This window comes from Bdellovibrio sp. HCB290 (assembly GCF_047305925.1).
Taxonomy (GTDB): domain Bacteria; phylum Bdellovibrionota; class Bdellovibrionia; order Bdellovibrionales; family Bdellovibrionaceae; genus Bdellovibrio.
Window position 1 is genome coordinate 1,703,175 of sequence record NZ_CP178620.1, and the last position, 12,223, is coordinate 1,715,397.

Annotated in this window: 12 protein-coding genes; 7 read left to right on the forward strand and 5 right to left on the reverse strand. The window is 43.1% G+C overall.

All coding sequences use genetic code 11. The features are described from left to right. Positions 1-270: 270 nt before the first annotated feature. The gene (locus ACLVWU_RS08360) at positions 271-711 is read left to right on the forward strand and encodes a hypothetical protein (RefSeq protein ID WP_413578536.1); all 441 of its coding nucleotides are present in this window, start codon (positions 271-273) and stop codon (positions 709-711) included. A gap of 143 nt (positions 712-854) precedes the next feature. On the opposite strand, the gene ACLVWU_RS08365 is transcribed toward ACLVWU_RS08360, so the two are convergent. Next, positions 855-1,661 carry a TIGR02147 family protein gene (locus ACLVWU_RS08365; protein ID WP_413578537.1) on the reverse strand — a complete coding sequence of 269 codons (807 nt, stop codon included), beginning with the start codon at positions 1,659-1,661 and terminating at the stop codon, positions 855-857. A gap of 112 nt (positions 1,662-1,773) precedes the next feature. Here ACLVWU_RS08365 and ACLVWU_RS08370 point away from each other — a divergent pair, with 112 nt between their 5' ends. Together ACLVWU_RS08370 and ACLVWU_RS08375 are read left to right on the forward strand one after the other, a co-directional pair. Then, positions 1,774-2,823 carry a hypothetical protein gene (locus tag ACLVWU_RS08370; RefSeq protein ID WP_413578538.1) on the forward strand — a complete coding sequence of 350 codons (1,050 nt, stop codon included), beginning with the start codon at positions 1,774-1,776 and terminating at the stop codon, positions 2,821-2,823. A gap of 378 nt (positions 2,824-3,201) precedes the next feature. Continuing rightward, complete coding sequence (locus ACLVWU_RS08375) at positions 3,202-3,699, forward strand: hypothetical protein (RefSeq protein ID WP_413578539.1); 498 nt, start codon at positions 3,202-3,204, stop codon at positions 3,697-3,699. A 50-nt stretch (positions 3,700-3,749) separates the two neighbouring features. Here ACLVWU_RS08375 and ACLVWU_RS08380 read toward each other — a convergent pair whose 3' ends face one another. Then, positions 3,750-4,112: an ASCH domain-containing protein gene (locus ACLVWU_RS08380; RefSeq protein ID WP_413578540.1), complete on the reverse strand. Its 363-nt coding sequence runs from the start codon at positions 4,110-4,112 to the stop codon at positions 3,750-3,752. Positions 4,113-4,677: 565 nt separating this feature from the next. On the opposite strand from ACLVWU_RS08380, the gene ACLVWU_RS08385 reads away from it, so the two are divergent. Next, positions 4,678-6,051 carry a hypothetical protein gene (locus ACLVWU_RS08385; RefSeq protein ID WP_413578541.1) on the forward strand — a complete coding sequence of 458 codons (1,374 nt, stop codon included), beginning with the start codon at positions 4,678-4,680 and terminating at the stop codon, positions 6,049-6,051. 116 nt (positions 6,052-6,167) lie between these two features. On the opposite strand, the gene ACLVWU_RS08390 is transcribed toward ACLVWU_RS08385, so the two are convergent. The 3 genes from ACLVWU_RS08390 to ACLVWU_RS08400 form a co-directional block, all read right to left on the reverse strand. After that, positions 6,168-9,014 carry an Ig-like domain-containing protein gene (locus ACLVWU_RS08390; RefSeq protein WP_413578542.1) on the reverse strand — a complete coding sequence of 949 codons (2,847 nt, stop codon included), beginning with the start codon at positions 9,012-9,014 and terminating at the stop codon, positions 6,168-6,170. Between the two features lie 112 nt (positions 9,015-9,126). Then, positions 9,127-9,756 carry a hypothetical protein gene (locus tag ACLVWU_RS08395; RefSeq protein ID WP_413578543.1) on the reverse strand — a complete coding sequence of 210 codons (630 nt, stop codon included), beginning with the start codon at positions 9,754-9,756 and terminating at the stop codon, positions 9,127-9,129. A 2-nt stretch (positions 9,757-9,758) separates the two neighbouring features. Further along, entirely contained in the window at positions 9,759-10,538 is a 780-nt protein-coding gene (locus tag ACLVWU_RS08400; RefSeq protein WP_413578544.1) for a TIGR02147 family protein, read from the reverse strand. A 339-nt stretch (positions 10,539-10,877) separates the two neighbouring features. Here ACLVWU_RS08400 and ACLVWU_RS08405 point away from each other — a divergent pair, with 339 nt between their 5' ends. The 3 genes from ACLVWU_RS08405 to ACLVWU_RS08415 all read left to right on the forward strand — a co-directional run bounded on the left by ACLVWU_RS08405 (position 10,878) and on the right by ACLVWU_RS08415 (position 12,109). Next, entirely contained in the window at positions 10,878-11,147 is a 270-nt protein-coding gene (locus ACLVWU_RS08405) for a helix-turn-helix domain-containing protein (RefSeq protein ID WP_413578545.1), read from the forward strand. 313 nt (positions 11,148-11,460) lie between these two features. Next, on the forward strand, positions 11,461-11,613 hold the full coding sequence (locus ACLVWU_RS08410; RefSeq protein ID WP_413578546.1) for a hypothetical protein: 153 nt from the start codon (positions 11,461-11,463) through the stop codon (positions 11,611-11,613). A gap of 199 nt (positions 11,614-11,812) precedes the next feature. Continuing rightward, a complete protein-coding gene (locus tag ACLVWU_RS08415; protein ID WP_413578547.1) occupies positions 11,813-12,109 on the forward strand; it encodes a hypothetical protein in 297 nt (98 codons plus the stop codon). Positions 12,110-12,223 lie beyond the last annotated feature (114 nt).

Consider the following 12,223-nt stretch of genomic DNA (forward strand, 5'->3'; position numbering starts at 1 on the left):
AATCTGCATACTTTTGATCCCTCGGGAGTCGAGTCCGAAAGGAAATCCAAATATATCGTAAATGGATATTCAAGTTTGGAGGGCTTCCGCAGGATGCAGACCGGAACCCGTCTGTCATAGGCAAAGCCTATCGCCAACAACTTTTCCTCAGAATCCTAGTGTTACCCTGATGTTGTCAGGGATCACGTATTCTCTGCGTTATTAACCATCGGTTGGCTTAGTTGCATTTATTTCTTGACCGGAGAATTAGGTCCTCAAGATACTTAACTAATGAAAAAACTCGTTTTTCTGGCGATATTGTTACTACTATGTTCAGACTGTTTTGCAGAAAAAAACATCAAATTGGATTCAATTGGATTTGGAAAACTTCTTCATATTGCTGGGCACATCCAACTTCCGAGTGGGCAAAAGTTAAATAAAGCGGCACCTTCGAAAATTGCAATCTATGAGAAGGAAGGTAAGTCTTGGGTTCTTACTGAAGAAGTAAATCTCAATGATTTTTTTGTTTTGACGGAACTTATTAATTTTCAACGTCCTGTCCGCCTGCACTCCGATAAGTCGGAGATCAAGGTTGAAGCAAGCCTTTATCATTGTCCCAAGTTAGGTCGTGGTATTTGTGTGATAGATGATTTCGAAGGTTTAATTAAAAGAAATTCGAAGAAAGTTTCTTCTGAGGTTCAAGTTTCACTGATAGGAAGCACTCCGAAATAGGCATTCCACAATCACTTATTTCCCATCCAAAGCCTGTTCTAAAACGAACAGGCTTTTTAGTTCCAACTTACCCTCGCCAAACAAGTTCTCCTCTATGGATCACCCAGTTTGTGAATTATTGGCCACTGAATGGCTTAGAAGCATTAAATTTTAAGCCAATCGATATTTAAGATTCTTAATTCTTCCGACTGGGAAGGTTTGTTAATAGCAAGAATCTTTTCTACTGATTTCATCAAGAGCTCGCGCACTTTTATAGCGTCTTCATTAGATATTGTCATTGGACTTGTCAGAGCAAATTCTTCTTCGATATTCATTCGTGGGTAAAGGTCCATAGCCTTCACGCGCCAGTTGCCGTGATGGCGATGAACTAAAGTGGATTCAGCACTGACATAGGTGCGACTTGGACCTAATTTAAATTTCCCTTTTTCTTCAGTGATTAATCCGGATTGCAAAAGAAATTGAATCACTTCATTAACTTTGCCAACTGGGATATTCAAGTGTTGGGCAATGCGATCGATCGTACGATATTCCGGAATATCACAAAGAAGTCTAACGGCGCTAAAGTACCACTGCGAATAGAATTTCGAGCGATCTACCTCGGTCATTTCAATATCTTTTGGTATGCGGCTTTTAAGTTGGACAGAGCTCTTTTTAATTTCATCAAGACGTGTTTGAAAAATCTTTTTTAAAGTAGGGCTTCCGGCGCGAGTCAACTCCACCATCGTAACGAAATAATCGCTCTCATTGGGGTTCAGTCCCCAGTGTTGGCAAATTCCTGCGGTTTGCTCTAGGGTAAGGTCTTTGTCGCCCTTAAAGACATGACTAACCGTGGTTGAGTGCATTGTTAAAGCTGCAGCCAAGCGCTGAAATTCACCACGCCCTTGTTTGGGCATATCTTTGATTCGGTCGTTCACGAATTTCTTGTAGTCAGTGTATTGAAAGATGGACATAAACCTCCAAACTTGCCATTAAAACCAAGTTTTAGTAGGTTTTATGGCCAAAATACATCTATTTCTTTGCAAGTTATTGAGTTAGCTATTACTCAACTTACAGGGGAAAAATATGAAACTTCTCGTTATTAGCGTCATTATGGTCTGTGGTATTTCTGTTTTTGCTAAAGGCGGCAGCGATGTCGGCGGTGGAAAAGGCGTTGTCTGTCGAAACCCAGACCAGTCAATAAAATCAGTAGAGGTTTTAGATCTTTGGGAAGCGAGAGTGCTCTATGGCCTCGAGATACAAAAACCATCAAGTAATACAGAAGATATTTCCGAGAGTATTGAAGATTACGCCGAGAAAATTGCTGACGTTTTAAATATTCCACAGCAGGGCAACAGTGCGATTCCTTTTAAGTTATATTTAAATACGATCGCTCAAACCATTGTTAATGAGGGAAACTCATCCATTCAGCGTCTTCATGGAGTAAATCTAACTTTGACCCCTGACTCTTATGAAGCTGCGTTTCCTGCAGGATGCGGGGTTGAGCAGATTGTTCGTTACAAAGAGTGGATTTTACCAGGAGGCCAAGGAATTGCTGCCGAAGCGCAAATAAACCAAGATCTTTTTGAAAAGCTGGATATCACAAATCGGATCGCTTTGGCTTTGCATGAGGGTCTATACAATAATCTACGCACATTTTCATTGGAAAACTCCTCGGTGCGCACTCGCCGGGCCGTTGGGTATTTACTTTCAGGGCGATCATTTACGCCGTTAGCACAGTTACTTTTGCGACCGCACATCACTTGTGTTTCAAGTGAGCCCTATGATCTTGATAAGACGGTCGTGCATATAGTTCAGGGAAAAAATCCGTTAGGGACTAATATAGTCGTCGAACGATTCGATGGAGCGTTGGGGATGGGTTTTAGCGAAAATAATAATTGGGGTAAAAGTATAGAATTAGAGTGGAGACGTCTTTCTAAGAAGGGATTATCCGAAGATTTAACAACGCAAGGCCCGACAGCACTTAATACGTTTTCACCGACCGATTTTGATATCCTTTTTGAAGTGAAACCTGCTGGACCCAAGAAAATACTAGTAACAAAAAAGCAATCTTTTGGGGGGAATCTCGCTTCAGTTAGCAAAGTTTTAAAATGCCAACTCAATCCGCAAGATTAAAATCAGAATGCAGCCGTCTCCTTGCACCTAACATTACTTAACCGCCAGAATGCTCAGGGATCGAACGCCGCAACTTGAAGGTGAATCAACTTCTCTCGAGTGCGAGTTCATGACAAAATTGCACTTATTTCCCATCCAAAGCCTGTTCTAAAACGAACAGGCTTTTTCGTTCCAACTTACCCTCGCCAGATATCTTTTCCCCGGTAGCTGGTGGTGCGAGGCTCCTGCCTCTTACCCTTCGGGTTGGCACTTTGAATTAGCATCCTGCAAATTCAATCAGCTTTCATGACTCAGTCATTGCAGCACTCCTCAGCTACCGCTGCAGCCTGTGCGTTATTAGCCACTGGATGGTTTAGAACCATTTGATTGATGACCACAATGATGAAGCCAGCTAAAATCTTATCCATGGGTAGATTTGAAGTTTTTAAAGAAATCTCTATTGGTGGGCTGACGAAGGAAGAACTAATTCAGCAGTTAGTTTCAAAAGGTATTCAATTTAATAAATATGCAAACATTCTCTTTGAAGACTCGGCCTTCACCCCAACCACTGTGGCCGAAAGAATTATGCTGGTTAAGGTGAATCTACATGATCTAAACTTAACTAAACCTACCATCTATGAAGATATTGTTTCTGCAGCTGAAGATCTCGGTTTAAAGCTTTGTCCACTGATTGTTGCAGCTCATCTGAGGTTGGAATACTTGGAACAACCGGAAGGTCCTTATCTTAAAGTTGCGTCACCGAAAGTTGGTAACGAAGACAGTTATCCCCGTGGCCTTTATTTAAGAAATAACGACAATGCTCTTTGGCTCCGAGGATTTTGCGCTTCCGACGACTGGGAGTATCAGTTGGACATGGAATTTATATTTCAGCAATAGCTCCAAACCACTGGGTTTCAATCCAAAGCCTGATCAGAAATGTTCAGGCTTTATAATTCCAGCTCTAACTCGTAAATCTCTCTAGCAGCCAGAACGACCTTATCTGACTTAATGGGTCTCACGTCAGTCACTTCCCATGCGAACAAACCTGGCTTCCATTCATTCCAACAAGCATCCAAAAGATCACCCGCCATGAACGGGCGAACATTCTTAATCTTAACTAAGGCGACGGGGCGGCCTTCGGGGTCGGTTTCGCCGGGCTTGCGCAGGAAATTGTGGTTTTCGACGATTAGGAGGTCGTGAGAGAAGTCGAAATCCTCAGGGGGAGTCCAAGATCGGATTTCCAACTTCTTCTCGCCAGAAGCGATCTTCGAGCCATTTGGGTAAACGATGGATAAAGCTTTGTACTGCATTGAGTACAAAGCTATTTCCCCGTTGTACCAATGGCAAGCGAGGAATGATGAAAATGACCGATTTACTTTGTTGTCGGCCTTCCGGCTGTCCTCGACGTATTGGCATATACGCCTCCGGTAACCAGAAGTCCTCCGCCGCGTAACTCTGCCATTTTGATCAATCCAAGGGAGTCTGGATTATTGAGTTCGAATTCTATAGAACTACATCTGAGGATGGAAATTCAAATATCATCGGAAAAGTATCCGTCTGAAGGGCTTCCGCAGGATGTAGCCCTGAACCCGGGCTACATAGGCCCGCGGTAGCGGAGGAGAGTGATGCGGCCGTGGCCGCAGAACTGAACCAGTTCAGTTCGATTGCTTCGCAATCTCCACATCCTCAGCGCAGCTGGCCTATCGTAAACAGTTCTCCCAAATCCGGCTGTCTCAGGATGAGATTTGCGTGCCGAAAAACGCGAGAAATCGCTCTCCTATACACCCAAATTCCATTAGATCGAACTAATCAAAGTATTGATTGGTAAGCGCCTTGCATTTTGAACCACTTGAATGGTTTTTGGTGGAGATTTGAATGGTTAAGTTTCTTTTACATTTAATTGCTATTTTTTCTTTATCGGTTTCTGCTAATGCCGCAGAGATTTTTACTACTTCTAACGGTGTAAAGGTCTACATGGAAGCAGTGATGGACGACGATGAAGTCATCTGGACCGGCGGGGTGAATAGCTCTGGAAATGCGGAAGGAAAGGGAGAGATAAAGTACACTATTTATGACATTTTCGAAGAAGGGAAAGTAGTTTCAAAGTACAAGTACCGAGGAACTATGCAGGATGGCTTCTTTGTCGGTGAAAAATTTGAACTCTTAGACCTAACGGACCCTTCGAATAATGCGACCTTTTGGATGGCTGGCGGTTCTCCAGTATTGATTCAAGAAGGTGTTAAGACAAAATTGCGAAGAAAATACTTTACGGTAAATAACAAAGGATACAATTTAAGACAGCATGAGATTAGCGAGGCTGAATTCTATCGGCGAGCCCTAAAGCATTGGGGGCATAATCTGCCGAAGGACGGAATGTTCTATGAGCTAAAGAAACGGTATGACGTTGGTAGTCTATCTGAGGATATATCTTCAGATGATAATGTTGATAGTGGCGATTCAGGTGTTTTACATCAGGCAAAGTCTGAGAAATCAAAGTCCAATAGCACTGCTAAAGAGAAAGAAAAATCTGAGAAACCAAATCAAAAGGAAGTAGCTAAAGCCCAAGACTTGGGTGATCCGGCTAAAATCAAATGTGCAGGTGTAGGTTACTTAAATCAGTTGCCAAACACTCCATTTACAGTTCACCCGAATGGCTATCGTGATCCTCACACAGCAAGTTCCAACGAGCTTAAAATGTTAGCAAGAGCTTATGCAGAAAACAATTATTGGCTGAGTCAAGAAGGCAAAGCGAAAGCGCCAGGGGCTCTTTCTTGTCTTGGTGATCGATTGGTAAAAATCGACTCCTATAAGAGGAAAAAGAAAGAGAAGCCTAAAAAAGAAGAAAAGCCAAAGGTAGAAACAAAACAAGAGGAAAAGACTGAGTCGCAATCTACGGATGCTCCTCTTTCAGAAGCTACGTGTGTAAGTTTCAAGCAAGCAGGTGGTGGAATTAGTTCTGATCGATTTAAAATCGTGAATAACTGTGGTTATCCTGTTCAAGTACAGTATTGCGAAGAGACCAATATTCTAGAAAGTAAGTGTACTCCGTTAAATGTTCCTGGTTGGGGACTGACTAATACAATCGAACCTTACGGTTTTACTTTTACGGTCCTAACTGAAGAAAAGAATCCAGAGTTAAGAATTCGAGCGTACGTGTGTGATATGAGAGATAAAAATAAGTACATGTGCGTACTTCCAAAAAGCAGTAAGAAGAGCCCGTTCCGGATTCCTGTCGAACGTAATAAATAAAAAAAAGCCCATGGGGATAGACAAGACAATTTGAACCATCCCAATGAGCTGCCTCCAGGCTCAAATAGCCTATAAAGTGATCATGTTGAAAGCAAGCATGGAGTGATGAAAAATAGCTATTTGTAAACGCACCTGAAAGTAAAGTTGCTCGACACGGTATTCTCACTCGGATCTAACCTTGTTGAGAAGAGACCTGAGTTGTCACCGTAAGTGGCGGTTCCGCCACGAGTGATCGGATAGGCGGTGCCTGCTGTGAAAAGACTTCCTTTCCCATATCCACAATAATCATTGGCACTTGTGATGTTGTCACAGTTCGTAGCTGGACCGAATCTCGTTTTGGAAGTTGCGGTTAAACTAACCGCATATCCAGATGTTTGATTTGTAGAGTCACCAAGTACCCATTCGTGCGCATTGCCGGCTAAGTCCCAAATGACTTCGCCATTCGGCAATATATGGGTGCGGCGTTGCGAGTCCCATACAGTGGCGCTGCATGTCTGGCCGGTGTTAATACAAGGAGTATTATCATCGGTTGAAGTTGCTTGTGGCGAGGTAGGAGTACTGTCGCTGTGTCCGCGGTTGATACGACCAACATAAGCAGTACCAGAACTCCAATTGGCTGCGACTGTCGTAATTTGTCGAGCCGTGGCTTGCCACTCGTCGTTGCTGAATAGGTCATAACGTGCGCCATTGAGTTTACATGCGGCTATAGCTTGGGGACGTGTGACGCTAACCCAAGGGCTTCCTGTTCCTTGCGGAATGGCTTTTCCAGCACCATCATTTTTCGCTTCGTACTTCATGACGCAAATATCTGAGCTTGTAAATCCAGCAAGGGCTGCGACTCGAACATAACCAGTAGGACAAACGAGTGGCGCTGTATACTTGAAAGCAGGGCCAGAAACCACCGTGCTAACATTGCCAGCGTTGTCAGTAACTCGTATCGACGCATAGTAATTTGTATCTGCAACTAAAGTGAGCCCAGTGAGCGTTGTGCTAGTTCCCGCAACGACTGACCAATTAAGGAAGTCGGAAGCACCAACTGCAGTGCCAAGTGCAATTTCATATTGAAGTATGCCTGAATGACCATCAGAAGATCCACTCCAGGAAATAAGCGGAGAGTTTGCAGTATCTGGTGCGCTAGTGGCATTTGTAACGGTCGGAGGAACCGGGGCAACAATGTCGTAAGTTCTTTGAATCGTATTTGATGGGTTGTTTCCGGCTCCATCGGAAGTAAATGCAACGGAAGAAGGCACGGAAACACTTACGAGACCCGATAGAGTTGGCGTAATTAAGATGTCATAGCTTTTGCCGGAACCAGTGACAGTCGCAGTAGCATTGGTAAGAGTTAAGTCACTACTTGTAAAGCCGGTCACGTCGATAGAAAAATCGGCATGAACTGTAAATGGCGAAACTTTTGTGTAGGTCGGTGCAGATGTCGTGAGTAGGACATCAGGTGCGACAGTTAAGTTTAAAATGCTGATAGTGCTATTTGGATAATTGAGAAGATCACTATAAGTATTGGCTGCAACACTTAAAGTAATTGCTGTCGCCGTGGGGCTCACTTCTACCGTATAGTGGCTAGAGTCGACTCTAATCAGATTGCTTGCTGTACCCCCAGTAACTACCAGGCTTCCTAGAGAAAATGAATTGATTGGTTCGCTAAAGTCCAAATTAACAACAAAAGTTCCACTTGGAACACTTGTACCACTGCTCGTACTCATAGCAAGAGTAGGGGCTGCTAGATTATAAATAGTGCTAACGGTATTGGACACGCTTGAAGGATTGCTTCCTGAATCAAGAGCCGCGCCAGCTTTTACTGAAACTTGGACTGCTCCTTCCGCAAGTGGAGTCAGATTGATGGTGTAATTGGCACCTGCACCTGTGATGATGGCAGTCGCATTTGTTAAGTTTAGGTCGCTCGCATCAAATCCGGTTACAAACTCGCTGAAAGTGACAGCCACTACGATAGGCGTAGCACTAGAAATACTCGGTAAGCTTGAAAGTATAACTGAAGGCGGACCGCTATCATAGTTTGCCGTAATTGAAGTTGATCCTTGATTAAGTCTTCCAGCGAGATCTGTGAATTTATTTGGACCTAAGCTCAAAGTCACATCACCAGATAGTGTCGGTACAACTTCAACCTGCCAGTGAGTGCTATCAATTTGAGTGAGCGTTCCGACTGTGCCGTTAGTGGAGACAAGATCCGCTGAAGTAAAGTCCAGTAGAGGTTCAGTTGAGACAAGATCTACTAATATCGGGGAAGTGGCTGTTGGGCTACCATTGGGCAATGACATTCCCATTGTGGGAGGAGCCACGTCATAGAAGTAAGTTAAAGTATTGGAAGCAAGATTGTGATTCCCTGCCTCGTCAGTGACCTTATTAACTGGAATAAGAACGCTCACCTGACCTTCAGACTGAGCTTCAACTTGAACAGTATAGCTGTCGCCGCTGCCGGCAATGGAAAGGATGTTTCCGTTTATGACCTGGAAGTCACTGTTTTGGAAGTCAACAATAGTTTCTGATGCTGCCAATGACAGACTGACTATTCGTTGATGGGTATAGCTGGCAAAAGTCTTAGCGAGTGTCAGAGTTGGTTTTTGCGTATCAACGATTATGGATAAGCTGGCTTCAGTTCCTACAAAATGACCGGGTAGGGTGATTTTCAATTCACCGTCTGAAACTGGTTCGAGAATCACTTGAAAAGAGGTAGGAGATGTTTGCACGACGGATAGAATGATACCATTTTCCACTTCAAAGTCAGAGATCAGTGGTTGCGCATTGGGAGCTGTTTTGAAAGAGACCGTTACAGGCCAGGAATTAATATTGGCTTTGCCACGAATTGCGGAACTCATAGCGACTGAGTCTTTAATTATACCGGTAATGGATAGATCCATACTACATGCGGTAAGCAAGGGTAAAACAAAAGTAACCAACAATGATGAGACGAGACGTTCAATTTTCATCATAGCTAACTTCTCGGGCTCCAAATTAGGTGCCTAAAGCAATTTGGAGCGCTTTTACAGTAAAGCGAGGGGTTTTATTCGCTTTGAAGGCGAAAATTGAGCTGTTTTTCGCCTACTAATATGAAGAAGGATTGTATCCCGGGAACTGATCAAATTCCTTTGATAGAATATAAGACACATTCGTTCTGACATCTTGAGAGCTTTCCATCAACATATCTGCTGAAAGCTTTATTCGATAGATAAGCTCATGAAGAATGAGAGCCCCCTGGTTGTAAGGATCAAGCAGGCTGAAAAGAGTGATATCGATTCGATAGGCTTTTCCATATTTGGACTTCTCAGACCATTGAACTGCAATCTGCTTTAGATTGCAGTGAGGTTCAAGAATTACAGGTCCTTGATCATCAACATCCGGCACATCCTCTGGTGCCACGAAAGTTAAATCTTGTGCAAATCGTCCGAAGTATTCTTCGCGCAGTTTGCTGGCGAGATAAGGAAGTTTTTGGTCAATGCGAGAGAAGACGGCTTCTAGAACTTCATGGAAGGTGTAATCTTCTGGTAGCGAGGGCTGCCATCTGTGAAATCCCATGTTCCTTTGTTCGTAGATGTCTAGCAGCAAGTATTGGGACTTTCCCTGTTCACTCCTACAGAAAACGACGTCTCCGCCATTTCCACGATCAAATACACCTGGGTCAGCTTTAAGTGATGGAGAGAGAAAAGTAACAATAACAAGTAAGACGAATTTCAAAACTAAACTCCAAGTTGCGATACAGGAACAAGTTGCACATTAAAATTGTATATATCAGTGGTGTCGGTGTTTTTCATGAGTTTAACCATTTTCTTTTTAAACTCGCGAATAAGCGCTTTAGCTTCAGGAATCTTTTTAAGATCTACTGGTAAGGTCATTGACGTCACATCTCTGGAAAGAACATCAATGGTGTTCATTTTCTCTAGAGCTTGGAGAATGCAGTCGGCATTCGCCTTGCGTAAAATTTCAGATGGGATGTCCGTGGTGGTCGACATGGATCTATGAACATTGCGGAATATGCCATTCTCATAAATCACAAATTTTAATTCGATAAGAAGCTGAAGTACTTCCTCCAGTCTTTTCATTGAAATGCCCAATTTTTTTGAGATCCATTTTTTATCGGATTTGAAACTTTTTGTTTCTATAAGTGACATGAGTGAGAAGTATTCCCAGTCGCTGATCAGAGCCATTTCGTTTTCCGCAATACAATGAGAAGTTAAGATTTGCTTTTTGCGGCGATCATCTTTGCGAATCGTATTTTCGCTTTCCACCAAACGCAAAAAATACTGCATTTCAATTTGGTCAAGATCGAGCTTGCGGACAAGGATATGCGCCTTTTTAGTGGTTAACGGCGATTTCCCATTAAGAATTTCAGTAAGGCGACCACTTGAGACGCCTAAAAGTTGTGCATAGGCACGTTGAGAATAACGGCTGTTCTTTTTGCGGCGTTTTTCGAAGTCGTACTTCAGAATGTCCCGGGATGTAGCGAACTTTGATTTCATCACGAAGTATGTACGAAAAACTCGGGTAACATTCAATTATGTTCTTTCATGAAGCGCTCCAAAGTTCCTTTTCATGAATTCGGAGCAGAGGGGCGCCTTGGAAACCGGAGTAAACTCACATATGAATCTAGGGTTAGATGTTTTGGATAACTTTTTGTTTATAAAACGGTAGTGATTGGGAGTAGGAGTGCAAATCCATTTGATAGTTCTTAAAACAAATATTCTGAAAAGGTTGATGTCGACCGCAGAGGGTGTCCGCAGTTGCGTAACATAAATCAAGGAAAACATTCTTGACCGGAAAGGCAAAATCTCTATCATCAACTCTAGGTGGAGGCATCAATGAGAAAAGCAACTCTTGGGGACTATTTAAAAACGACGCGTGAAGCTGCAGGGCTTACTCAAGCTGATGTTTCAAATGCCTTAGGGTATTCCACACCGCAATTTATCTCCAATTGGGAGAGAAGCCTGTCGGCTCCTCCTGTCAATGCCATTAAGAGATTAGGGCAGTTGTATAAGATTGATGCCAATGAGATGTTTGAAGTGATACTGCAAGCAGAAATTGAAGCGACGACAGCAGACCTTCGCCGCAAGTTCAAGTCTGCTAGATAGGTAGAGATGAAAGTCATCCAGCTTCGTTGTTGTCACGAACCTTGCTTCGCTGCGACCTACGTAAAGTAGGCCTCACTTCGCAAGAACCGCTCCGCCTAGAATCTGAATGCCTTTGATCTCTCCCTGAATCCCTCAAAAAAAGAATTCCAAATATATATCGTAAAAGAGTCTTGTTTGAACGGATCTTTGGTATCCGTGAACCCGGCTTCCATGTCCATAGGACATCGTAAACAGTTCTCCTCGATTCATTGTCTAAGTACAGCGATACAATCGGGTTCATTTGTGTATGAATACTTCTACAAGGAGGAATTACATGAAAAATCAAGATTCAAAAAGAGCAGCTAAAGAGCAAGAAACTACAAAAAGTACTAGCAACAGAGGTACTGGGAATAAGGGGAAAGAGGCGACTAAATCCAATCGCATGTCTTCTGCTCAGTCAGAAAAAAGATCAGCAAGTCGTAAGTAATTCTGAGTATTTTAATAGTTAAGCCCGCCATACGTGCGGGTTTTTCTATTTTAATTTTGATAGTGAAATGAATGCTTAGCCTAAGTCCCGGGATGAAAGTGCTTAGTGTCGAGAGTCATTACATACTCACTAGAAATTTCGAACCTACCCAGTTAAATTTCAATAGCCAATCAAGGCAAAAATTTGAATGAGGTTTAAAATGGCTAACCAAAATCCACAATCTCAACCAAACCAAAATCGGGGATCGCAACAGGGTGGTCAAAACAATCCAAATAAAGAACAAGAGAGACGAAACACTTCTGACAGACCGGGCTCTCCAAACCGCGAAGAAGAGCAAAGACGCTCCAATAGCAATAATCCACCAGAAACTCGCAAAGCCAATCGCTCAGAAGATCCCGTTGAAAATGAATCGGACGATATGGATTTCGATGAAAACGAAAACAGAGAGAGCGAGCAAAATAAAAAAGACGGCCCACGTAACGTAAGCCGCCACTAGTTTCTGAATTACATCCATCGTTTCCCAAAAAGCGGGGGTTTTGAGGCTGTTGTGTGGCTGAGAGACTCCCGCTTCTCCGTTGGAGTGATGAAAGTCATCCAGCTTCTTTAAGGT